General features: G+C 71.5%; 20 protein-coding genes. 9 read left to right on the plus strand and 11 right to left on the minus strand.

The annotated features are described in order from the left end of the window. Nucleotides 1-2: 2 nt before the first annotated feature. Nucleotides 3-4,121, minus strand: coding sequence for a CHAT domain-containing protein (locus tag CLV71_RS38840; protein WP_133907931.1), 4,119 nt, complete (start codon nt 4,119-4,121; stop codon nt 3-5). A 376-nt stretch (nt 4,122-4,497) separates the two neighbouring features. Between CLV71_RS38840 and CLV71_RS38845 the strand changes: the two genes are divergently transcribed. Together CLV71_RS38845 and CLV71_RS49815 are read left to right on the plus strand one after the other, a co-directional pair. Continuing rightward, complete coding sequence (locus CLV71_RS38845) at nt 4,498-5,838, plus strand: beta-1,3-glucanase family protein (protein ID WP_133907932.1); 1,341 nt, start codon at nt 4,498-4,500, stop codon at nt 5,836-5,838. Nucleotides 5,839-5,861: 23 nt separating this feature from the next. After that, nucleotides 5,862-9,311 (plus strand): discoidin domain-containing protein, encoded by a 3,450-nt coding sequence (locus CLV71_RS49815; RefSeq protein WP_166664436.1) that lies wholly within the window; start codon nt 5,862-5,864, stop codon nt 9,309-9,311. Here CLV71_RS49815 and CLV71_RS38860 read toward each other — a convergent pair. Together CLV71_RS38860 and CLV71_RS38865 are read right to left on the minus strand one after the other, a co-directional pair. Further along, on the minus strand, nt 9,284-9,958 hold the full coding sequence (locus tag CLV71_RS38860) for a permease prefix domain 1-containing protein (RefSeq protein WP_133907933.1): 675 nt from the start codon (nt 9,956-9,958) through the stop codon (nt 9,284-9,286). The genes CLV71_RS49815 and CLV71_RS38860 overlap by 28 nt on opposite strands. After that, nucleotides 9,958-10,290, minus strand: a complete 333-nt coding sequence (locus tag CLV71_RS38865) for a PadR family transcriptional regulator (protein ID WP_133907934.1) — start codon at nt 10,288-10,290, stop codon at nt 9,958-9,960. Before CLV71_RS38865 ends, CLV71_RS38860 begins: the two co-directional genes overlap by 1 nt. An 88-nt stretch (nt 10,291-10,378) precedes the next feature. Between CLV71_RS38865 and CLV71_RS38870 the strand changes: the two genes are divergently transcribed. Continuing rightward, nucleotides 10,379-10,810, plus strand: a complete 432-nt coding sequence (locus CLV71_RS38870) for a hypothetical protein (RefSeq protein ID WP_133907935.1) — start codon at nt 10,379-10,381, stop codon at nt 10,808-10,810. Continuing rightward, complete coding sequence (locus tag CLV71_RS38875) at nt 10,807-12,312, plus strand: multicopper oxidase family protein (RefSeq protein WP_133907936.1); 1,506 nt, start codon at nt 10,807-10,809, stop codon at nt 12,310-12,312. The genes CLV71_RS38870 and CLV71_RS38875 overlap by 4 nt, the downstream gene beginning before the upstream one ends. Before the next feature lie 190 nt (nt 12,313-12,502). Here the strand turns inward: CLV71_RS38875 and CLV71_RS38880 are convergent, their stop codons facing one another. From CLV71_RS38880 to CLV71_RS38900, 5 genes are all read right to left on the minus strand, one after another. Next, a complete protein-coding gene (locus CLV71_RS38880) occupies nt 12,503-12,877 on the minus strand; it encodes a hypothetical protein (RefSeq protein WP_133907937.1) in 375 nt (124 codons plus the stop codon). Further along, nucleotides 12,870-13,055: a hypothetical protein gene (locus CLV71_RS38885; RefSeq protein ID WP_133907938.1), complete on the minus strand. Its 186-nt coding sequence runs from the start codon at nt 13,053-13,055 to the stop codon at nt 12,870-12,872. Before CLV71_RS38885 ends, CLV71_RS38880 begins: the two co-directional genes overlap by 8 nt. Nucleotides 13,056-13,196: 141 nt before the next feature. After that, a complete protein-coding gene (locus tag CLV71_RS38890; protein ID WP_133907939.1) occupies nt 13,197-14,786 on the minus strand; it encodes a flavin-containing monooxygenase in 1,590 nt (529 codons plus the stop codon). 2 nt (nt 14,787-14,788) lie between these two features. Further along, nucleotides 14,789-15,253, minus strand: coding sequence for a cupin domain-containing protein (locus CLV71_RS38895; RefSeq protein ID WP_133907940.1), 465 nt, complete (start codon nt 15,251-15,253; stop codon nt 14,789-14,791). Nucleotides 15,254-15,372: 119 nt separating this feature from the next. Further along, nucleotides 15,373-16,131: an IclR family transcriptional regulator gene (locus tag CLV71_RS38900; protein WP_133907941.1), complete on the minus strand. Its 759-nt coding sequence runs from the start codon at nt 16,129-16,131 to the stop codon at nt 15,373-15,375. 37 nt (nt 16,132-16,168) lie between these two features. Between CLV71_RS38900 and CLV71_RS38905 the strand changes: the two genes are divergently transcribed. From CLV71_RS38905 to CLV71_RS38920, 4 genes are read left to right on the plus strand one after another with little or no spacing between them, the layout of a single operon-like run. Next, nucleotides 16,169-16,897 (plus strand): SDR family oxidoreductase, encoded by a 729-nt coding sequence (locus CLV71_RS38905; RefSeq protein WP_133907942.1) that lies wholly within the window; start codon nt 16,169-16,171, stop codon nt 16,895-16,897. Further along, the gene (locus CLV71_RS38910; protein WP_133907943.1) at nt 16,897-17,400 is read left to right on the plus strand and encodes a cupin domain-containing protein; all 504 of its coding nucleotides are present in this window, start codon (nt 16,897-16,899) and stop codon (nt 17,398-17,400) included. Before CLV71_RS38905 ends, CLV71_RS38910 begins: the two co-directional genes overlap by 1 nt. Beyond that, a complete protein-coding gene (locus CLV71_RS38915; RefSeq protein WP_133907944.1) occupies nt 17,397-18,248 on the plus strand; it encodes an alpha/beta fold hydrolase in 852 nt (283 codons plus the stop codon). The genes CLV71_RS38910 and CLV71_RS38915 overlap by 4 nt, the downstream gene beginning before the upstream one ends. Before the next feature lie 49 nt (nt 18,249-18,297). Then, nucleotides 18,298-19,230: a DODA-type extradiol aromatic ring-opening family dioxygenase gene (locus CLV71_RS38920; RefSeq protein WP_133907945.1), complete on the plus strand. Its 933-nt coding sequence runs from the start codon at nt 18,298-18,300 to the stop codon at nt 19,228-19,230. A 4-nt stretch (nt 19,231-19,234) separates the two neighbouring features. Here the strand turns inward: CLV71_RS38920 and CLV71_RS38925 are convergent, their stop codons facing one another. Genes CLV71_RS38925 through CLV71_RS38935 form a run of 3 tightly spaced genes read right to left on the minus strand, consistent with a single transcriptional unit; the run spans nt 19,235 to nt 22,154 of the window. Beyond that, nucleotides 19,235-20,395 carry a sugar ABC transporter permease gene (locus CLV71_RS38925; protein WP_133907946.1) on the minus strand — a complete coding sequence of 387 codons (1,161 nt, stop codon included), beginning with the start codon at nt 20,393-20,395 and terminating at the stop codon, nt 19,235-19,237. Beyond that, complete coding sequence (locus CLV71_RS38930; RefSeq protein ID WP_133907947.1) at nt 20,392-21,114, minus strand: ATP-binding cassette domain-containing protein; 723 nt, start codon at nt 21,112-21,114, stop codon at nt 20,392-20,394. The genes CLV71_RS38925 and CLV71_RS38930 overlap by 4 nt, the downstream gene beginning before the upstream one ends. Then, a complete protein-coding gene (locus CLV71_RS38935) occupies nt 21,111-22,154 on the minus strand; it encodes a sugar ABC transporter substrate-binding protein (RefSeq protein WP_133907948.1) in 1,044 nt (347 codons plus the stop codon). Before CLV71_RS38935 ends, CLV71_RS38930 begins: the two co-directional genes overlap by 4 nt. A gap of 98 nt (nt 22,155-22,252) precedes the next feature. Between CLV71_RS38935 and CLV71_RS38940 the strand changes: the two genes are divergently transcribed. Further along, complete coding sequence (locus CLV71_RS38940) at nt 22,253-23,425, plus strand: ROK family transcriptional regulator (protein ID WP_133907949.1); 1,173 nt, start codon at nt 22,253-22,255, stop codon at nt 23,423-23,425. The last annotated feature ends 18 nt before the right edge of the window (nt 23,426-23,443 follow it).

Genomic DNA, 23,443 nt, shown 5'->3' on the forward strand with positions numbered 1-23,443 from the left:
CCTCACCGCCAATCGCCGACCAGCACGAACGCCGCCCAGTGGTGGGGATGGGCGTACGGCCGCGCCTCGTAGTCCACGACCGTCTCCACCTCCTCCTTGAGCGACAACAGAATTAGCAGGCGCTCGACCCGGGCCCGCAACCGGTCGGCGACGACTCCGCGTGCCCGGTCGAGTGCGATCTGTCGGCATGTCGCGATCGCCTCGGTGACGTCACCCGCGACGGCCTGTGCGCCGGCCCTGGCCAGCAGGACCGCCGCGGTGGTCACGGCGTCGGGGGACCGTTCCAGCGCCGCGTCGCAGTGCGCCACGACGTCCCCCGCGGTCGTGTCGGCGAGCCCGAGCTGGGCCTGCCGCAACGCCTCCGCCGGTGCCACGCCGTCGCGGAGCTGCCGGTAGAAGGCCGTCATCAGCAGCTCGGTGGACAGGTCGTCGACCTCCCACAGGCTCACCACGAGAGCGGGCGCCCCGGCGTGGAGCGCGGCGCGGGTCAGCCCGATCAGCTCGTCGCCCGGCCGGTTCGCGCTCACCCCGCTCTCGCAGGCGCTCAGCGTCACCAGGTTCACGCGCAGATCCAGCCCGAACACGTCCGCGGCGCTCAGCTCGGCGTCCGGGCGCGTGTCCGCGGGCGCCAGCAGCACCGCGGAGTCGGTCGGCCGCCTGCCGTCGAACCGCCCGTGGCACGCCAGGTGCACCACGTCCGGCCGCGCCGCGAGCCCGTCGGCCAGCCGCGCTCGCGACGCGTCGTCGCCGAGGGCCGCCTCCGCGCCGAACACCCCGGCGATGGCCTCCGCCTCGCTCCGCGCGTGCACGAGGTCGCCCCGGGAGTCGCCGAACACCACTGCCGTGCGCCAGCCCCGGTCCTCGGTGTCCTTGCGGCGGTAGCGCAGCAGCGAGGCACTGGGCAGATGGCACACCGGATTGCGGTCCAGGAGCAACGAGTGCAGCGGCACGTGGTGCAGCAACCCGTGTGGCACCAGCACCACCGTGTCGCCACGCGCGCAGCGGTCCGTGATCGGCGCGACGAACGGGTGGAAGTCGTCCTCGAAGGCGTCGCGGTCCATCGCGCGGGCCGTGCCGAGGTGCCTGTCGACGAACTCGGCGATGTCGCGTGCGCCGTGGGGGATCCCGTGCACGACCGGGATCGGGTCGGCGGGCGTCATGAGGAACAGCACCGTCTCGTCCACGCCGACGAAGTACTCGGCCAGCACGGCCCGCTCGTCGAGCTGTGCGTAGATCTCCACCGTGGACAGCGTGGCCGCCGCGACGGAGCTCTTGCCCTTCAACGGTTCCAGCGCGAGCGCGGTCGACAGCCGGTCGACGGCGGCCCGTTCCCGCGCCAGCTCGCCGTCCAGGTCAGCCACGTCCACCGAGCCGACCGGCCGCAGCTCGTTCACCCGGTGGACCAGGTCGACCTCGGCCGAGGGGTCCGGCGCGGCGGCGATCTCGTGCAGCAGCGCGAGCCGCCGCCTGGCGTCCTCGAGGGACTTCCGCGTCTTCTGGAGCCGTTCGCTGGGCTCGGCTGGCCCCAGACCGAGCTGGTCGACGAACGCCCGCGCCTTCGACCGCTCCACGAGGTCCAGCGCGGTCGCGGGCCTGCCGACGGCCAGCGCGGCGGAGACGGCCTCCTCGTACACGTGGACGTGCGTGCCCTGCCAGGTCATCCTGGCCTGCTCGTCGTGCAGCGTGCCGCGCATCCTGTCGATCAGCTCGATCGCGTCGAGGAAGGTCCGCAGCTCCTCGTCGTGGCGCCCGAGCATCCCGAGCGCCCGCGCGACGGTCACCAGGCGCGCGTAGCCGAACCGGGGCGGGACGTCGTCCGGCACGGGATGCTCCCGGTCCAGGTCCAGCACGTCCTCGGCCCGCTCCAGCCCGAGGTAGGCGCCGAGCAGGTTGCTCACGAGCCCCGCCGCGACGGCCGGGTCGTGCTCACGTGCCGCCAGCTCGGTCTCGAGCACCTCGGCGGCCCTGGTGAACTCGTCGCGCCCGATGTGCAGGCTCGCCTCGATGTTCGCGACCTTGACCAGGTCCTCGGGCTCGGCGAGGTCCCTCAGCTCCTTCAACAGGTCCATGGCCTCGTCGACGCGGCCCGCGTCGCGCAGCGCCATCATGCGGAAGTGCGTGATCTCGAACTGGTTGCCGGGGGCGTCGTCCGGCAGCAGCCGCAGTGCCGCCTCCGCGTCGCCGAGGCGGTGGGCCGCCTGCGCGCGGAGCACGTCGAGCCCGGCCAGGAACGTGGCGAGCACCGCGCTGCTCAGCTCGAGGTGGTCGATGTCCTGCAGCGCCGCCCGGCCGCCCGCGTCCCTGGTGCGGGCCAGCATCGCGTCGACGTGCTCCCTGGTCATCCCGGGCAGCATCCCGATCTCGGCGGTCGCGCCCTCCGCCGACGCGATGTGGTCGAACACACGCTGCATGTCGTAGAGCCGCAGGTAGTTGTCGGCCAGCCGGACGTCCAGCAGCGCGGTGAGCACGGCGAGACCGGCCTCCGCCGCGGTCGCCCGTGCTGCGGTCAGCGCGGCCACGGCGTCGCTGAAGCGGCGTGCCGCCTCCGCGCGCGCCGCCTCACGCCAGTTCCCGAACACCCCCGCCAGCTCGGGCAGGACGTCGGTCACCCCGAGGTCGGCGCCGGTCGTGAGCGTGTGGGCGACCGGCTGGAGCACGAGGGCACGCTCGACGAGCCAGCGCAGCCGGGTCCTCGGGTAGTCCTGCGCGGGCGCCAGCCTGGCCGCCGCGACGAGGTGCCCGACGGCGTCGACGACCCGGTCGTGGTCGAACTTCTCGTTCCACTCGGTCTCGGTGCGGCTGGAGGTCACCATGGCCATGCCGAGCCAGGCACGCACCTGCCAGTCCTCGGTGTCCTCGTGCGCCAGCACCTCGACCGCGCGGCCCGGCAGGAAGTCCTCGAGCAGGGCGCGGCCGAGCGCCTTGCGCGCAGGGGGGTGGCGCTCGGCCAGCGGGGTCAGCGCGGTGGCGGCGGCCTCGGCGTCGTGGTGGTCGCCCTGCCCGACCAGCGCGTTTAGGTCGGCGACGGCCTCGTCGAGCCTGCCGAGCGCCACCCGCGACTCGGCCCGCCGCAGCCGTGCGTCGACGGGGTTCATGGCCAGCAGGTCGAGGTGCGCGCCGAAGTGGGTGACGGCCTCCTCGTGGTGGCCGGTCTCCTGGAGGATCTCGCCGAGCAGGAGGTGACCCGCCGCCCGCGTCGCCAGGTCACCGGTGCGTGCCATGTGCCAGGCGTCGTCGGTCGCCTCGGTGAAGCGGCCGTGCTCGCGGAGGATCTGGACGCGGGTGACCCTGGCGTAGTCGGCCAGGTCGTCCGGCTCGGCGGCCTCGGCCACGACGTGGGTGAGGTCGGCGAGCGCCGCCTCGGTGTCGCCTGCCGCCTGGTGGATCTGGGCGCGGATGAACCGGTACTGGACGTCGTCGGGCTTGAGGTCGATCGCCCCGCTGGCGGCGACGGCGGCCTCGTCGGTCCGGCCGAGCGCCGCGAGTGCCCTGCTGGCCGCGATGAGTGGTCCCGGCTGGTCGGGGGCCAGGTCGTTGAGGCGTCCGAAGGCGTCGACCGCCTCCTGGTACCGGTCGAGCCGGTTGAGGGAGTGCGCGAGGTAGAACCAGGGGAGCGGGAGGTCCGGCACCCGTTCGGCGACCTTGGCCGCGACCGTGGCGACGGCCTCGAAGTTCCGGTGGCGGTAGTACAGCCTGTCGAGGACGTCCATGACCGTCGCGTCGGCCGTGCTCAGCTCGGCCCGGTCGAACAGCGGGTCGGCGGGGGCCTTCTCCGCGAGGTCGAGCACGGTCTCGATGTGCCGGGCGGCGAGGTCGTCGTCACTCTCGGCGAGGTACTTCCTGGCCAGCTCGAGGCAGGCGAGGACCTCCATGGCAGGGGACTCGAGGCGTCGTGCGGCCTGTCGGAGGTCCTCCCAGGGCCTGCGCCGCTCGCCTGCGTCGAGCACCTCGGCGCCCAGGCTGTCGGCCAACCCGTCCAGCTCCCTGGCGAGGACGACCATCGAGGGAAGGTCGTCCTCCCGCGCGGCCCGCACGAGCCCGGACCGCGCGACGAGGATCGCGGCGTCGACGTCTCCCGCCTCACGGGCACGCCGCACTCGCGCGGGGCGGTCGTCAACCATCAGTACTCCCGAGATCGGTACGCATCCCAGTTCGCCAGGAGACCATATGCCGTTACCTCCTGGCCAGAACCCGGGCCGGGAGGATCTGCCTGGTGAGACGGCCGTCCGGGCCATCACCACTCGGCCGTCCGGCCACTGTGGAGGAAGTCGATCAACCCCCGAAGCCGGTTTGGGTCGTTTCTTCCGTTGTCGGTACCGGCGCCCGGTTCGGCGGCCGGGTGTCCGTTACCGAACCCACGAGTGGTGGTGGCGTCCGGCTACTGAACCGTTCGAGATGGAGGGTTGACAGACGCGGTGCGGGAGACCAGGCTCACTGGAGAGCGCTCTCCCGGTCCCTGCCCTGTCCGGGAGGCGTTGCTGTCAAAGGAGATGGCCCATGAGCTTCCGCACTCCTGCACGCCTGCGCCGGTTCGGTCTGGCCGCGCTGGGGATCGTCCTGGTCCTCGGTGGTGCGTCGGTCACCACAGCGCCCCACGCCGCCGCGGCATGTGATGGTGGCAACCTCGCCCTGAACCACCCCGCCACCGCGTCCTCCACCGAGAGCGGCGCCTACTCCGCGAGCGCGGCCGTGGACGGCAACACCGGCACCCGCTGGTCCAGCGCCTTCAGCGACCCGCAGTGGCTACGCGTCGACCTCGGTGCCTCCGCTTCCGTCTGCCGGGTCGTCCTCAGCTGGGAGGCGGCCTACGCGACCGCGTTCCAGGTGCAGATCTCCGGGGACGGCAACAGCTGGTCGAACCTCTACACCACCACGTCCGGCACCGGCGGCACCCAGACCCTCGACGTCACCGGGACCGGCCGGTACGTCCGCGTCAACGGCACCGCCCGCGCCACGCCCTACGGCTACTCGCTGTGGGAGCTGGGGGTCTACGGCTCCGGCGGCGGCACCGGCAACCCGCCCGACGACCAGTTCTGGGGCGACACCTCGACGATCCCGCCCGCGCAGAACGTCGTCATGGTCAAGGTGCTCAACCGCACCAACGGGCGCTATCCGGACAGCCAGGTGTACTGGAGCTTCAACGGCCAGACGCACTCCATCGCCGAGCAGCCCTACCTCGACATGCCCGCCAACTCCGCGGGCCGCATGTACTTCTACCTCGGCTCACCCAACAGCCAGTACTTCGACTTCATCGAGTTCACCGTCGGCCCGGACGTGTTCAACGGCAACACCACCCGCGTCGACGCGTTCGGGCTCAAGCTCGCCATGCGGCTGCGTGCCCACGACGGCTACGACGTGCAGGTCGGTGAGGACCGGACCACCTTCGCCGAGGACCGGACCGCCACCTACCAGAAGTTCCGCGACGCGGTGCCCGCCCAGTTCGACGTATTGGCGGACGACCCGACCCGCATCATCGCCCCGGGCAGCCACCCGTCGTTCCGGTCGGGCGGCGTCAACGCCGGCTACTTCACCGCCTACGCGAACTCGGTCGGCGTCGACGAGCCCACCTCGAACATCTTCGGCTGCGCGGGCAGCCTGGCGGGCAACCCGAACATGTGCGCCGCGCTCAACCGGCACACCGCGCACCTGCCGCAGTCGCAGTGGCAGGACCCGGCGCGGTACTACTCGGCGGCACCGGCCAACTACTACGCCAAGTTCTGGCACGACCACGCCATCGACAAGCTCGCGTACGGCTTCCCGTACGACGACGTCGCGGGCCAGTCGTCCTTCGTGTCACACGGCGACCCGCAGTTCCTGCTCGTCGCCGTCGGTTGGTGAGCTGACAAAAGGGAGTTCCACCCATGAGGACACGTCCTCGCGGGCTGCTGCTCGCCGCCGTGCTGGCGCTCAGCACCTGCTTCTCCGTCTCCGCGCCACAGGCCGGCGCGGCACCGACGTTGCTGTCACAGGGGAGGACCGCGACCGCGTCGTCGGCCGAGAACGCCGGCACGCCCGCGTCGGCCGCCGTCGACGGCAACACGGCCACGCGGTGGTCCAGCGTCACCGGGGCCGATCCACAGTGGATCCAGGTCGACCTCGGCGCCACCGCGGCGGTCAGCCAGGTCGTGCTCTCGTGGGAGGCCGCCTACGCGACGGCCTACCAGGTCCAGCTCTCCGCCAACGGGTCGGCGTGGAACACCGCGTACTCGACCACGACCGGTGCCGGTGGCACGCAGACGATCAACCTGACCGGCAGCGCCAGGTACGTCCGCGTCACCGGCACGGCCCGCGCGACCGGCTACGGCTACTCCCTCTGGGAGTTCCAGGTGTTCGGCTCGTTCGACACCGCGGCGGCGTGCGGCACGGCCAACGCGGCGCTCAACCGCCCGGCGACGGCGTCCTCCACCGAGAACGCGGGCACCCCGGCGTCCGCGGCGGTCGACGGCAACGCGGGCACGCGCTGGTCGAGTGCCGCCGCCGATCCACAGTGGATCCGGGTCGACCTCGGCGCGTCGACGTCGGTCTGCCAGGTCGTGCTCACGTGGGAGGCCGCCTACGCGACGGCGTTCCAGGTCCAGGTCTCCGCCGACGGCGGCAGCTGGACGAACGTCTACACGACCACGACGGGAACGGGCGGCACGCAGACGCTCGACGTCACCGGCACCGGCCGGTACGTCCGCGTCAACGGCACCGCCCGCGCGACCCCCTACGGCTACTCGCTGTGGGAGCTGGCCGTCCACACCGGGACGACCGGCGGGGGCGGCGGTGACGCGGTGATCTCGCGGTTCAAGAAGGTGTCGGCGTCCTCGTACGAGGGCGGCAACGCACCGGCCGCCGCGCTCGACGGCCGGACCACCACCCGGTGGAGCAGCCTCGCGAGCGACCCGCAGTGGCTCCAGGTCGACCTCGGCGGCCAGGCCGCGATCACCGGCGTCACCCTCAACTGGGAGGCGGCCTACGGGACCGGCTACCGCATCGAGGTGTCGAACGACGCGTCGACGTGGAACGCCGTCTACACCACCACGACCGGCCGGGGCGGCGTCGAGAACCTGACGGTCAACGGCAGCGGCCGTTACGTCAGGATCTACGGCACCGCACGCGCCACCGGCTACGGCTACTCGCTGTGGGAGTTCGAGGTCCGCGGCACGGTCGACACCTCGTCGACCACGCCGCCCCTGCTGTCCGGGCCGACCCGCGCGCCGGGCACCATCGGCCAGTTCGCGCTGAGTGCCCCGGCGGACAACGCGATGGTCACCACCACCCGCAGGCCAGCGCTGTCGTGGGCGGCCGTGTCGGGTGCGTCCCGCTACCAGGTGTGGATCAACGTCAGCCGCACGGACTACGACTTCACGCAGCCCGGAAACCTGCTCGACCTCTACACGAAGGTGGCCGAGCCGACCGGCACCAGCTACACCCCGACCTGGGACCTGCCGGACCGCTGGACCTACAGGTGGTACGTGACCGCGGTCGGGCCGAACACGACGTCGAACATCCGCACCTTCAGCGTCTACGTGCCGACGCTGGAGAACGTGGCCGACGGCGTGAACGTCGTGAACGGCAGCCGGGACCTGAACAAGAACGGCGTGATCGAGCCGTACGAGGACTGGCGCCAGCCGGTCGAGACCCGCGTGAACGACCTCCTGGGGCGGATGACCGCGCAGGAGAAGGCGTACCAGATGTTCTACAACGCCCAACAGTTCCCGCAGTCCGGCTGGCACTTCGGCCCGTCACAGGCGCCGGACCTGCACGCCACGCTGCTCGCCTCGTCTGGCACGCGCCTGGGCATCCCGTTCGTGTCCGCGGGCGACACCATCCACGGCTACCAGACCACCTACCCGACGCAGAGCGCGCTCGCGGCGGGCCGGGACTACGCGCTGGACTACCAGCTCGGCGACATGCAGCGTCGTGAGCAGCTGGAGGTCGGCACCCGGGGGGTGCTCGGGCCGCTCGCCGAGGTCGGCACGAAGGTTCTCTACCCCCGCATCCAGGAGGGCAACGGCGAGAACGCCGATGTGGCCGCCGCGCAGGTCAGGGCACTCGTGTCCGGGCTGCAGGGCGGCCCGGAGCTGAACCCGGGCTCGGTGCTCGCCACGGTCAAGCACTGGCCTGGTGAGGGCGCCGGCGGCGAGGCCCTGATCACCTACGACGCCGTGACGATCAAGTACCACATGATCCCGTTCCGTGCCGCGATGGAGGCGGGCGCGGTCAACATCATGCCGGGCTACGCGGGCAGCTCGCTGCTCGACCCGGGCGGCCCCGGCGCGGGTGACAGCGCGCCGATCCTCGCCTACCTGCGCCAGAACCTGGGCTTCACCGGCCTGATCACGACGGACTGGCTGCCGTCGGGCTCGTGGATCGGCGCGGCCAAAGCGGGCTCGGACGTGATGGGTGGCGCCGACCCCGGTGCCGCGGGCTTCACGATCGCCGACTTCGTCGCGAACGTGCCCGCCGCGCGGATCGACGACGCGGTCAAGCGGGTGCTGCGGCTGAAGTTCAAGCTGGGCGTGTTCGAGAACCCGTACGGCGACCCGGTGAACGGCCCGTACCGGATGCACCAGCCCGCGTACGCGCAGCTGGCCAACCAGGCGAGCCGCGAGTCGCTGACCGTGCTCAAGAACGACGGCGTGCTCCCGATGCGGCTCAACCGGGGCGACAACATCGTCGTGGCCGGGCCGCGCGCGGCCGACGGCCTCGCGTGCTGCATCTGGACGAGCTACTTCCACCAGGAGTACGGCTCGCAGACGATCCTGGACGCGATCCGCTCCAGGGCGGCGACGGCCGGCGTGAACGTCTACCAGGACACCGGTCCGGCGCCGAAGCTGGCGGTGGTCGCGGTCGGCGAGCCCTCCTACACCCACGCGACGAGCTGGGTGAAGGAACAGCCGTACCTGCCCGCCGACCAGCTCGCGGTGATCCAGAACTTCCGCAACCAGGGCATCCCGGTGGTGGTCCTGCTGGTGCTGCCGCGCCCGTACGTGATCACCGAGTGGAACGGCCTCGCGAACGCGATCGTGGTCACCTACCGGGGTGGCGAGGAGATGGGTCCGGCCGCCGCGGGCCTGCTGTTCGGCGACTACCAGCCGCGCGGCAAGCTCCCGTGGCAGCTGCCGAGGTCGCTGGACCAGGTGCTGCGGCCCGGTGGCACGGACGTGCCCGCGGACCAGGTCGAGCAGTGGGACCTGCCCTACGACCTGGGTGCCACGGCGGCCGAACGCGCCGACATCCGCGCCAGGATCAACGCGGGGCAGAGCCCGCCGACCACCTACGGCAACCCGCTCTACCCCTACGGCGCCGGGTTGACGTCGTGGTGACGCGCGACGCGGAGGGTGCGCAGTGACTGCCAGATGATCAGGACCATCACGACGGCGCTGCCCACGTAGGCGCCGATGCCAGCCGGGTCCGCGGTCGCGTGGTGGACCGCGACCCGGCTGCCCGCCACGTTCATGGCGAGTGCCAGGCCCGCGCACAACACCGCACCGGCCACCCCGGTGAGGCCGACCGCGCGGGTGAGGCGCCGCACGGACACGGCCCGGCGGAAGCTCGCGACCAGCAGTGCCAGCGCGACGGCCCCGACGACCAGCGTCGCGGCGTCCTCGATCCGCGACAGGGCGCTGACCAGCGGGGCAGGCGGGCCGGTGACGGTCCGGGAGTCGGTGACCCACAGGAAGAGGTCCCAGGCGAGCATCATCGCCGGGAACGCGAGCGCGAACAGCAGAGCCGACAGTCGGCCCTGGCGGGCGGTCAGCTCGTCCTGGAAGTCGGGGGCGATCTCGCGGACGTCGCCGAAGTCCCGCACCGCCAGCACCGCCGCCTGCGTGGGGGAGTAGCCGCCCGCGCGGTAGGCGGCGGCGGCGTCACGCAGGCCGTCCCGGGCCTCGGAGACCATGTCCCTGCGGGTGCGGCGGGGACCCCGCAACGAACGCTCCAGCGCGGTCACGTGCGCGGTGATCACGTCCATCAGACCTCACCGCCCGCGGGAAGGAGCACCGAGCCGACCACCGTTGCGAACTCCGTCCACTCGGCACGCTGGCCCGCGAGTGCGTGACGGCCGGCGCGGGTGATCGTGTACGTGCGGCGGTCACGGCCGCCGACGCTGCTCCACGTGCCCGACAGCAGCGCCGCGCGCTCCAGGCGCCGCAGCGCCGGGTACACGGTGCCGGTCGGCAGGTCCAGGGCGCCGCCGCTGCGTGCCAGCAGGGCCTCGATCACGGCGTAACCGTGCAGTGGACCGTCCTCGAGGACGGCGAGGATCAGGGCGTCGAGGTGGCCGCGAACGGCTGCGGGTCGCACAGGTAGGGATTCTACGCAACGACCCCAGGGTGCGAATCAGGGAAAACCCGGATACATGTGTAGGCAGACTACGTATAGTCTCGGGTTCGTGAACACTCTCGTCCAGACAACGGAGACGCCCGCGAAGGTCAGACAGCCCCGGGTCTCGTTGTGGTCGCTGCGGATCGTGGCGACCGTGAACCTCGTGTTGGTGCTGCTCCAGCCCGTGTTCGCGGGGCTCTTCCTGACCGGGGACGTCGACGCGATCGACCTCCACTCCACCACCGCGACCGTGGTGGTGTTCGTCGAGCTGGCGCTCGTCGGCGTCGCCGTGGGCTACCTGGTCGCCCGAGGGCGCCGGTGGGTGCTGCCCGCGACGGTCGTGCTGCTCGCCGCCGCTGTCCTCCAGGCGTTCCTCGGGTACACCCGCACGCTGGCGTTCCACGTGCCACTCGGCGTCGCGATCGTGACCGCGTCGGTGTTCCTCGGCATCTGGGTGTGGATGCCCGCCGCGGCCCGGCCCCGTGACGGTGCGCGGTGAACCGGCGGTCGTTCCTGGGGGTGCTCGGCGGTGCCGCGGCAGGCCTCGCGCTGTCGGGCTGCGGGCTCGACCAGACCGGGGAACAGCTGGTCAGCAAGGCACGCGTGCCGACGCGGTTCCGGGTGCCGCTGCCGGTCCCGCCGGTCGCCCGCGAGGCGTCCCCCGGCGTCTACCAGCTGACCCAGCGCGAGGTTCGCGCCGAGATCCTGCCCGGCCTGCACACGCCGATCCTCGGCTACGACGGGATCTTCCCCGGCCCGACGATCGAGAGCCGCCGCGGCACCCCCGTCACCGTGCGGATCCGCAACGAGCTGTCGGTGCCGACCGTCACGCACCTGCACGGCGGGCACACCCCGCACGAGCACGACGGCTGGCCGCTGGACCTGGTCCTGCCGGTGGGTGACGACCGCGTCTGGACGTCACACCACGGTGTCACGGGCAACACGGCGAAGGGGGAGCGTGACTACCGGTACCCGATGGACCAGCGCGCGGCCACCCTCTGGTACCACGACCACCGCATGGACTTCACCGGCCCTGCGGTCTACCGGGGACTGGCCGGCTTCCACATCGTCCGGGACGACGTCGAGGACGCGCTGCCGCTGCCGCGTGGCGACCGCGAGCTGCCGCTGATGATCTGCGACCGGTCGTTCGACGTGGACGGCGCGTTCGCCTACCCGGCGCTGGACCAGGCGATGCGGTCGGTGCCGGGTGTGCGGGACGAGTGGATGGAGGGCGTGCTCGGCGACGTGGTGCTGGTCAACGGCGCGCCGTGGCCGGTGCACGAGGTCGACGCGGCGAGGTACCGGTTGCGGCTGCTGAACGCGTCGAACGCACGGCGCTACCGCGTGTCGTTGAGCCCGGCCCTGCCGCTGGTGCAGATCGGCTCGGACGGCGGCCTGCTGGCCGCGCCCCTGACCCACGACGAGATCGACATCGCGCCGGGCGAGCGGTTCGACGTGGTGGTGGACTTCTCGCAGGTGCCGGTGGGCACCGAGGTGACGATGGTCAACGGCCTGGGTGCCGGCGGCACGGCGGACATCATGCGGTTCCGCGTGGTCCGCCGCGCGAGCGACGACAGCCGGATCCCCGCGCGACTGGCGGACGTGGAGCCGTTGGTCCCGGCCGAGGGGGCGCGGATGCGGACGTTCCAGTTCCACCGGGGCGACGTGGGCGACCACAAGGGCTGGACGATCAACGACAGGCAGTTCGCGCCTGCGGACGTCCAGGCCGACAGTCCGCTGGGGGAGGTGGAGATCTGGCGTCTGGTCACCGATGTCCACCATCCCGTGCACATCCACCTCGACCAGTTCCAGGTCCTGCGCCGCGACGGCAAGGAGTCGGGTCCGTACGACCAGGGGTGGAAGGACACGGTGGACGTTCGCCCGGCCGAGGTGGTCGATCTCGCGGTGCGCTTCACCGACTACCGGGGCAGCTACGTCATGCACTGCCACAACCTGGAACACGAGGACATGGCGATGATGGCCACGGTCCGGACGGTGTGACCCCTTCGGCAGTGGCTGTGGGCAGCGCCGGTGGGTCAGCGGCGGTGGGCGGGTCGCTTTGGGCGAGCGGCTTCGGGTCAGCGGCGGCGGAAGGTGCCGCGCGGGGCGAAGAGGTCGAAGTGGAACGTGAGGTTGCCCGTGAGTTCCGCGCCGAGCTGGGGGCCGGTGGCGTCGTTGGTGCCGGAGAGGGTCATCGCGCCCTCGATCGAGAAGGAGAAGGTGGGCACCGGACGTTGCGGATCTCCAGCTCGGAGCTGAGGTCGAAGCCACGGTCCTCACCCCAGCGGGCCATGGCGCCGATGCCGGCCTCGGTGACCCAGGGGCCGATGTGCGGCAGCTCGAACTTCACGAGCTGGAGCCCGAGACCACCCTGAAGCCGGCTGACGTTCTGGCCGAACTCGAACCGCAGCTGGGGTAGGTTGCCGAACTCGAGGTCGCCGCTCAGGGTGCGTTCGAGGTCGTCCCAGGACTGGTACTCCAGCTCACCCGTCAGGCGGAAGGGCGTGGTCAGCTGGAACTCGCGGACGAGCCAATGGGGCGTCGTCGGGGCAGTCGGGTCAGACATTGGCCTGCTCCTGACCCTCGAAGTCGGCGATGCCGTAGTCGATCCCGCTGACGTTCTCCGGTATGTCGGCCTCGGCGAGATAGGCCACCCAGTCGGCGCCCAGCTCCAGACACTGCGAACCGCTACCGGCGTCGAGGTCGCGGCACTGGACTTCCTGGTCCTCTTCGTCCTCAGTCATACCCGTCAGGTTCTCCCCGCCACGTCGGCCTGCCAACGCGCGCGGCGACGGCGAGTGGGGCAGTCCACCCCGCCCTTCGGGGAAGCCGCCCACACCGGAGGACGCCACGTCCGCCGGAGCGGGGCGAACCGGACGGCCGGTTCAGGCGGGTACCTCCGCCGAGTCCTCGGCCGAACCGGGGGCCGCGAGTGGAGCCGAACCCGCCTCGGCTGCCGAACCCGCATGGGCTGCCGGACCCGCCTCGGCGACCGGAGCCGGCGCGGAAGCCGCGACCGTGGGCAGCCGCCGCAGAACCGTCGGGGTGATCCTGCGGTACGCCCTGGGGTTCACCGGGTTCAGCCAGTGGGCGGCGCGGGTCCGTGCCGGGATGTTGACCTCGAGGTCACCCAGCACCTCGTCCACGTTGTGCATCGAGAACGGGATGATCTTCGTGTTGTGGCAGTGGTGCCGGTCAGTCGCGGTGTCCATGAACGCCAGCTGCTCCGCGACCGCCGCGCGCATGGCCTCGTCATCCGGCAGCGGAAGCGCCCCCACGACATCCGCCGCGATCCACACGGCCGCCATCTCCGCGTTCAGCGGGCTGAAGAACGACGAGTTGTACCCGTTGAAGTACAACCCCGGCACCCCGACCGGCCGGATCTGCCGGTACAGCAGGAAGTTCCCCCGCTCGTCCAGCAACCGCGACCGCACCTCGGCAGGCAGGAACGGCACCCCCTGCGTGAAACCCGTCGCGCACACCACCAGATCCGCGGGCAACCGCGTCCCGTCCGACAGCTCCGCGTACGTGCGGTCCTCGGCCACCAGCCGGGTGATCGTGCGGTCCCGGTGCACTGTGATGGCCCCCGCGGTCACGCCCTCGAAGAACCCTTCCGTGGCAAGGCCGATCGCGCCGCGGACGATGTCCTCCATGTTCCCCGAGGGCACCAGCTCCAGCGAACGCAACCCGAACTGCCGCACCGACACCGACCCGATCGAGTTGATCATGTTGCGGCGCAACCGGTTCCCCGGTCCGTGCAGGAACTTCTCGAAGCCGCGCAACCGGACGTAGCGGAACAACGCCTCGCCCATCCTGGTCAACAGCAGCATCTTGAAGTTCAGCACCCCGCCGACCTTGCGCGGCACCTTCCACAGCGCCTGCCGCGCGATCACCGACGTGCTCGCCGCCACCCTGCTCACCGGCACCGTCACGTCACACGCCGACTTGCCGTACCCGACCACCAGCACGTGCTTGCCCCGCGCCTCCTCGGCGTCGTGGAACTCCGTGCCCGCGCACAGCCGCCCGCCCGCCGCCGTGAACTCCGCAAGCCCCGGGTACGACGGCACCGCGGGCTCGCAGAACACCCCGTTGGCCACCACCAGCCGGTCGTACAGCTCGGTCGACCCGCCGGACGCGACCGCCCAGAAGCCCTCGGGCGTCCGGTGCGCCGCCGTCACCTCGGTGCCCAGCCGCAGCACGCGGTCCACGCCGAAGGCCGCCGCGTAACCGACCAGGTACTCCTGGACCTGCGCACCCGTCGGCCACTCCGGGAAGTCCTTCGGCATCGGGTGGTCCGACAGCGAGTACTGCGCCTTCGGGCTCTGCGTGGTCAGCCCCGGATAACGCCGCGTCCCGCTCCACACGCCCCCGACGTCCGGCGACTTGTCGTACACCACGACGTCGTGGCCCGCCTGTAACAGCACCTTCGCGGTGGCGAGGCCCGCGACACCCGCTCCGATGATCGCGATCCGCATGGCTACGAGACCTCCGGCGGCAGTCGCAGCTCGATGCCGAAGTCCGCCATGATCGCCTTCATGACGTTGATGTCCTTCGGGCCGGGCGGCATGTCCGCGAGCGCCTGGTAGTAGCCCTCCAGACCCGCAGGCGAGACCACCGAGATGACCCGCGACTCCTCCTTGTAGGAGTTGCGGAACGTGTGCACGATGTCGCGCGGCAGGAACAGGTAGTCGCCGGGCTCCAGCACGAAGTCCTCGCCGCCGAGGTGCACGTCCAGCCGCCCGGCCAGGCAGATGAACGACTCGTCCTCCCGCGTGTGCACGTGTGGGGGCGGGCCGCTGGTCTCCGCCGGGATCGCGTACTCGAACAGCGAGTACGCGTCCTGCGTCGACTTGCCGTCGGTCTTGAGCGTGATGCCAAGCCCGATCGCGGCGATCTGACGACCTTCGCGTGAAGGGAGGAAATAGCCGCCGCCGAGAGTCATCGTCGTCTCCGTTTCGCCACGACACCGGGTCGGTCACAGCGTGGAGCCGGCTCGGATGACCCGCAATTCCGAGTCCCACTGAACGGGACTCAGCTGCCCGGGACTCAGTGGCGCCGAACTCAGCGGCGCTGCGAGTACGCCCTCGACGCCGCGGCTGCCGCGAGCCGCACGGCCGGGCCGATCCGGTCACCCCGCACGATCGCGGACGGGCCGGTCACCGACACGGCCGCGGCGACGTCGCCGAGCGGGCCGAACACGGGCGCGGCCACGCAGCTCACCCCGATGTTGCCCTCCTCGCGCTCTAGTGCGAAGCCCCGGTCCGGGATGGCGGCAAGCTCGCGGCGCACGGCGACCGGGCTGGTCAGCGTGCGTGGCGTGCGCCTGGGCATGTCGGCGTCGAGTACCCGGGTCACGGCCGCGACGTCGGAGAACGCGAGGATCGCCCGGCCGAGCGCCGAGCAGTACGCCGGGATCGTCCCGCCGACCTGCGACAGCATCGGCATCGGCCGGTGCCCGGTGATCTTCTCCACGACCAGGACCTGCGTGCCGTCCAGCACGCCGAGTTGCACGGTCGTCTTGGCCGCGTGGTGCAGGTCCTGCATGAACGGCAGCACCGCCTCACGCAGCTCGTGCCGGATCGGCGCCAGGCCGGACAGCTCGAACAGGCGGTTGCCGATCCGGTACCGGTCCTTCGGCTTGTCCAGCCAGCCGAGACGGATCATCTTGTCGGCCGTGCGGTGGGTGGTCGACCTCGGCAGCCCGCACCTGCTCACCAGGCCGGAAAGCGTCAGCTCACGGTGGGTGGCGTCGAAGGCGCTGAGGATCGCGGACGCGCGGTCGAGCCCGCCAGTCGCCGAGTCCCGATCAGTGGGACTCATCGTTGGTTCCCCGTCTCATGCGAGCCAGGCTAACCCCATGGGCAGCAGGACCGCACTGGTCGGTGGTGGCGCGACGGGCATCGGCCACGCGACGGCCCGCGCGCTGGCGCTGGCAGGCCACCGCGTCGTGATCACCGGGCGCAGGGCCGACGTGCTCGACGCCGCGGCGGCGACACTGCGGGAGGACACCGGCGCGGACGTCACCGCCCTGGTGGGGGACCTGTCCGAACCGGACCTCGGCTCGGTGCCCGACGCCGACGTCCTCGTGCTCAACGCGGGCGGACCGCCGCCGGGCCGGATCCTGGACGTGCCGGACGACGCGTGGCGGGCCGCGGCCGACCTGCTCCTCTTCGGACCGCTGCGGCTGGCCGGGCACGCGCTGCCCAGGATGGCCGAGCAGTGCTTCGGGCGGGTCGTGTTCGTGACGTCCACGGCCGTGCGGCAGCCCCAGCCCGACCTCGCCACGTCCGTCGTGCTGCGCTCGGCCGTCCACGCGGCGGCGAAGCTGCTGTCACTGGAGCACGCCGACCGCGGTGTGACGGTCAACTGTGTCGCGCCTGGCGCCACCGACACCGAGCGCAGGCGCGAGATCCTCGCCCGGCGTGCCGGTGACGCCGAGCAGCGCGACCTCGAAGCGATCCCCGGAGGGCGAGCAGGGCGCCCGGAGGAGATCGGCGCGGCCGTGGCCTTTCTGGCCTCGGCCGCTGCAAGCTATGTGAACGGGACCGTGCTCACGGTCGACGGCGGCAGGACGGAGACGATCTGATGGCACTGTCCGGACCGGACTTCAGCATGGCCGAGTTCCTCGGCGCGATCTCGGACACGGTGCGGCCGAGCACCGCGCGGCCGGTCGTGGTGCGGGCCGCCGACCTGGAGACCCTGCCGGCCGACCAGGTGCACAACCCGACCACGCTGTCCATCGCGGGCAGACTGCCCACGGCGACGTTCGAGATCTTCCGGCAGACGATCCCACCCGGCCAGAGCTCCGACATGCAGCGCCACCACCACGAGACCGTGCACTACGTGATCTCGGGCGATGGCCACAGCGAAGTCGAGGACGAGACCGAGTCGTGGGCGACGGGTGACTTCGTCTACACACCGCCGTGGACGTGGCACCGCCACTACAACGACTCCACCGAGCACCCGGTCGAGTTCCTGACCATCGAGAACTCCCGCCTCCTCGGCGCGCTGGGCGTCGGACGGCGGCAGAGCGCAGGCCTGGTGACGGTCGAGGAGGCGCGGGCGCGCTTCAAGGAGGAGACAGCGTGAGTCACATCAGTATCTGGGGCGAGTTGTCCGATGTGGACCACGAACTGTCCCATGTGGACGTGTCGGGGGTGCGGACCAGGGTGTTGTGGGCTGGCGCGGGACCGGACCTGGTGCTGCTGCACGGCACCGGCGGCCACCTCGAGGCCTACGCCCGCGACATCGCCGGTCTGGCGAGGGACTTCCGCGTGACGGTCTACGACATGGTCGGCCACGGCTGGTCCGACCTGCCCGACAAGCCGTACACCACCGACGTGCTGTCCGACCACCTGATCGGCGTGATGGACGCACTGGGGGTCGAGCACGCGCACCTGTCCGGCGAGTCGCTCGGCGGCTGGGTGGCCGCCTGGACCGCCGCGCACCACCCGGACCGCGTCGACCGGCTCGTGCTGAACACCCCGGGCAACATCGCGAACAAGCCCGAGGTGATGGCGAAGGTGCGGGACAGCACCCTGGCCGCGGTGCTCGACCCGAGCGACGAAAAAGTGCGGCCCCGGGTGGAGTTCCTGTTCCACCACAAGGAGATGGTGACCGACGAGCTGGTGGCCCTGCGCCGCGCGGTGTACTCGCGCCCGGGTTTCGAGCAGGCCATCAGGAACACGCTCGTGCTGCAGGACCCCGAGGTGCGCAAGGACTTCGCGTGGGACCCGTCGTGGGTCGGCAAGATCACCGCGCCGACCCTGTTGCTGTGGACCGAACACGACCCGACCGGCGGCCTCGACGAGGCCGACCTGCTGCTGGAGTGGCTGCCGGACGCGCGTCTGCACGTGATCGCCGACGCCGGTCACTGGCCGCAGTGGGAGAAGGTCGACGAGTTCCTGGCCGCGCACCGGGAGTTCCTGCTGTCATGAGCCGAGCTTGCGGAGCGTTCCGGTGCCGCGGAGCGAACGAGGGGGCGGCATGAGCGAGATCATCGGGTTGGTGGCGATGTCGCACTCGCCGTTCGCGACGCTGTTACCGCCGGACGACGAGTCCGGGCCCGGCGGCCGGTTCCTCGCCGACGCCGACCGGGTGGCCAAGGCCGTGGCCCGGCTGGCGCCGGACGCCGCGGTCGTGATCGGCCCCGACCACTTCCACGCCAACTTCTACGACGTGATGCCGCCGTTCGTGCTCGGGGTCGAGGAGGCCGTCGGCTTCGGTGACTTCGGCAGCCGCGAGGGTCCGCTGCCGGTGGCGACCGACCTCGCGTGGTCCGTCCGGGACGGCCTCGCGGACGCGGGGTTCGACCTGTCGCTGTCGTACTCGCTGACCGTCGACCACGGCGTGGTGCAGAGCTACGAGATGGCCTGCGGCGGGGCCGTGCCGCTCGTGCCGCTGGTCGTCAACACCGCGGCGCCACCCCTGCCCGGCATGGCCCGCTGTGTCCAGCTGGGACAGGCACTCGGCGCGGCGATCAGGGCGGCGAGCTTCCCCGGTCGGGTTCTCGTGGTGGCGAGCGGCGGCCTGTCGCACTGGCTGCCGTCCAACGACCCGCGTGACCCGTCGGTGGTGGGGGAGCGGCGGACGGCGATGATCCACGGCCGCAGGAACGCGAGGGAGTTCGCCGCGGCCAGGGAGCCGAAGGTCCGCGCCATGGCAGGCAACCCGGACGCCCCGGTCAGTACCGAATGGGACGCGTGGTTCCTCCGGCAACTGTCCACACCGGACCTGTCGGCGGTCGTCGCGCTCGGCGACGACGGCCTCGAGGCCAGGGCGGGCAGCGGCGGCCAGGAGATCCGCACGTGGCTGATCGGCCACGCCGCCACCGCCACCCCGCTCCTGTGGACGAGCTACGAACCGGTCCCCGAGTGGATCACCGGCATGGGCATCGGCACGAGCTTCCCGGTCGACTGAGGGGTCAGACCGCGTTCCTCCGCGCGAGCGAGTCGATCGCGACCGACACCGCCAGCACCGCGGCCGTGACCATGAAACGGACCGACGAGTTCACGTTCAGCAGCAGCATCCCGTTGGTGATCGACTGGATCACCAGGATGCCGAGCAGGGCGGCGTGTGCCCGGCCACGACCACCGAACAGGCTGGTGCCGCCGATCACCGCGGCGGCGATGGCCATCAGCAGGATGTCGCTGCCGCCGGAACTCTGGTTCACCGCGGCCAGCCGGGACGCGGCCAGGATTCCCCCGACCCCCGCGAGCACGGACGCGGCCACGAACGCCAGCACCCGCACCGACACCACGTTGATCCCGGCCCGCCGCGCCGCCTCCGCGTTGCCGCCGACCGCGAACATCCGGCGCCCGAACACCGTCCTGCGCAGCACGAGGTCCACGACGATCACCAGGCCGCCGAAGATGACGAGCGTCAGCGGCACGCCCCGGTCGGAGTTCAGCACCGTCACCGCGACCGCCAGCACCACCGCGAGGCCGAGTGAACGCACGACCGTCCACCACAGCGCCGGCGCGGGCAGCTCCACGCCGATCCGCCTGGCACGCACCACGACCCCGGCCGCCAGGTGACCGCCCGCGAGCAACACGACCACCAGCCAGCCGAGCCACGGCGGCAGCCACGTGTCGGACAGCGTCGCGATGCCGTGGTCGAACGGCAGGTTGATCGTGCCCGCCGACCCCAGCAGGTACAGCAGAAGCCCCTGCCAGCCGATGAGCCCGGCGAGGGTCACCACGAACGAGGGCATCGCGAGCGCGGTCCGCATCACGCCGTGCAGTGTGCCGACGAGCGCGGCGGCGACGAGTGCGGCCAGGACCGCGAGCCACGCCGGCCACGACGACCGCACGTACAGCAACGTCATCACGACCGCGGCGAGGCCGCTGACCGAGCCCGCGGACAGGTCGATCTCACCCAGCAGCAGCACCATGATGATGCCGAGCGAGATCGTGCCCGTGGCCGCCAGCTGCAGCGCCAGGTTGGTCAGGTTCTCCGCGGACAGGAAGTGCGAGTTCAGCGACGAGAACACGGTCGCGATCAGCACGAGCCCGACCGCGACCGGCACCGACCCGAGGTCGCCTCGGCGTGCCCGGTCGCGGGCGACCGAGACCAGCTGGTTCATGGCACGGCTCCCGTGATGGCGGCGACGATCTGCTCCTGCGACGCGGTCGCCGTCTCCAGGTCGGCCACGTTCCTCCCCAGCCGCAGCACCACGATCCGGTCGCTCACGGCACGCACGTCGACGAGGTTGTGCGAGATCAGCAGCACCGCGAGCCCGCGTTCACGCAGCCTGCGGACCAGGTCGAGCACCTGCGCGGTCTGCTCGACGCCGAGTGCCGCCGTCGGCTCGTCGAGGATCACCATCTTCGGCTCGCCGAGCAGCGCCCGCGCGATGGCGACCGACTGCCGCTGCCCGCCGGAGAGCATCGCGACCGGCGCGCGCACGTCCGGGATCCGGACGTCCAGCGACGCGAGCAGGTCACGCGCCGTCCGCTCCATCGCCAGCTCGCCCAGCACGCTGAACGACCGCCGCTCGACGCCGAGGAACAGGTTCGCGACGACGTCGAGGTTCTCGCACAGCGCGAGGTCCTGGAACACAGTGGTGATGCCGAGCGCCTGCGCGTCGGACGGCCGGTGCACGCGGACCGGCCGCTCGAGGAAGGTGAGCGTGCCGCCGTCGGGCTGGACGGCGCCGGAGACCACCTTGACCAGCGTGGACTTGCCTGCCCCGTTGTCGCCGACGAGCGCGACCACCTCGCCTGCCGCGACGGTCAGGCTCGCACCGTCCAGTGCCCGCACCGCGCCGTAGGTCTTGGTGATGTCGAAGGCTTCGAGGGTCACTTCAGCCCGGCCTCCGCGCAGGCGGCGGCGACCTCGGCCGTGCAGATCTCGTCGACCGTGTAGAAGCCGTCCTTCACGATCGTGTCCTTGATGGTGTCCCTCCCGACCGCGATCGGGTCGAGCAGGAACGTGGGGACGTCACCGACCTTCGTCGGTGCCTTCGGCTCCTCGCCCCTGGACAGCGCGACCGCCAGCTCGGCCGACTTCTCCGCCTGCGCGCGGATGTCCAGGTAGACGGTCATGGTCTGCTCGCCGGTCAGGATCCGCTGCACGGCGGCGAGTTCGGCGTCCTGGCCGGTGATCGGCGGCAGCACGGGGTAGCCCGCCCGCTTCATCGCCGCGATGGCACCGGAGGCCATGCCGTCGTTCGCCGAGTAGACGCCGACGATCGCGTCCCGGCCGAGCGCGGTGACGGCCTGCTCCATCTCCTGCTGCGCCTTGTCCGGGCTCCAGTCCGGCGTGTCGAACTCGCGCCCGACCTCGATCTTGCCGTCCAGGGCCTGGTGTGCGCCCTTCTTGTAGTCCGCGGAGCTGGGGTCGGTGGGCGAGCCGTTGATCATGACGACCTTGCCCGGCGTGCCCCGCCTGGTCACCTCGTCGAGCAGCGCCTGGCCCTGCACCTCGCCGACCCGCACGTTGTCGAAGGACACGTAGTACTCGTAGGAGATGCCGGAGATCAGCCGATCGTAGGCGATCACCGGCACGTTGCGCTGTTTGGCCTGGTTGACCAGCGGCGCGGCTGCCGCGGCGTCGACCGCGTCGAGCACCAGGACGTCGGCGCCCCGGGTGAGCGCGGACTCGACCTGGCTCTGCTGCTTGGCGGCGTCCTGGTCGGCGTTGGCGTAGAGGACCTCGCAGTTCGAGCAGAGGGCCTTGACCTTCGCCTCGAACAGCGGCCGGTCGAACGCCTCGTACCTCGTGGTCTTGGACTCCGGCAGGAACAACGCGATGGTGGTCTTGTCGTCACCCGCGTCGCCGTTCCCGCATGCCGTCACCGCCAGCAGTAACAGCGCGGCGAAGATGGCCCGTAGTCGAAGCATTCGCGTCACCCCGGTGGCGTCGACGGGTCGCTAAGCAATGATAAGAAAGGTAGTTTACTACCAACGGCATGTCCATAGCCGACGGACGGAGAGCGCGGATGCGGGGCCAGACGGGCACGCCGAGGCTGCTGCGGACCATGAACGAGCGGCTGCTGCTCGACCGTCTGCGTGAGCACGGCCCGGCCTCACGCGGCGACCTCGCCAAGGAGACGGGCCTGTCGAAGCCGACGGTGTCCTCGGCGCTGGCGAGCCTCGAGGAGGCCGGTCTCGTGCTGATGGTCGGCGCGATGGGTGGCCGCCCCGGCCCCACGACCGCGATCTACGACATGAACGCGCAGGCCGGACACGTGGCCGGCGTGGACATCGGCCGCGACTGGATCCGGGTGGCCGTCGCCGACCTGCGTGGTGAGCTGATCGCGCGGCAGGACGCCCGCAACACGGCCCGCTCGGCGGCCGACCTGGTCCGTCGGGTGCGCAGGCTGGCCGACAGGGCGGCGGCCGAGGCGGGCCTGGCGTGGTCGGCGGTGACGTACGCGGTGGTGGGCAGTCCTGGCGTGCTGAACGCGGCCACCGGCAGCCTGGACTTCGCACAGAACCTGCCGGGCTGGGGTCGTCCCGGGCTCGTCGACCGTCTGCGTGCGGCGCTGGAGATCGACCTGGCCATCGAGAACGACGTCAACCTGGCCGCGGTGGGAGAGTTCGCCATGGGCGCGGGCCGGGGGCGCAGGGACTTCGTGTTCGTGTCGGTCGGCACCGGTGTCGGCATGGGCATCGTGTTGGACGGCAAGCTGTACGTGGGTGCCAGGGGTGCGGCGGGCGAGGTGTCGTTCGTGCCGACGCCGGACAGTGTGGTGTCCACTCAGGACAGTCGAGAACGCGGCATGACGGAGGCGGTGACGGGTGCCGCGGGTGTGGCGGCCGCGGCTCGCGAGGCCGGCATGACGGTCGGCTCGGCCAGGGAGGTCTTCGAGGCCGCGGCAGAGGGCGACCCGACGGCGTCGGCGATCGTCGCGGCCGAGGGGCGTCGGATCGGCTCACTGGTCACGGCGGTCACGGCGATCCTCGACCCGGAGGTGGTGGTGCTGGGCGGTGGCGTCGGCCGGAACCTGGACATGCTCGGCGTCGCGATCTCGGGCCGTGTCAAGGAGTTGGGTCCGCTTCGCCCGGAGGTGGTGGCGAGCACCCTCGGTGACAGCGGCGTCCTCCAGGGCGCGATCACCCGCGCCCTGGAGGTGGCCAGGGACCGCCTGTTCAGCCTCCGGACCGGCTGACCGGCCATGAAGGCGTCC

The organism is Actinophytocola oryzae, assembly GCF_004364325.1.
GTDB lineage: Bacteria > Actinomycetota > Actinomycetes > Mycobacteriales > Pseudonocardiaceae > Actinophytocola > Actinophytocola oryzae.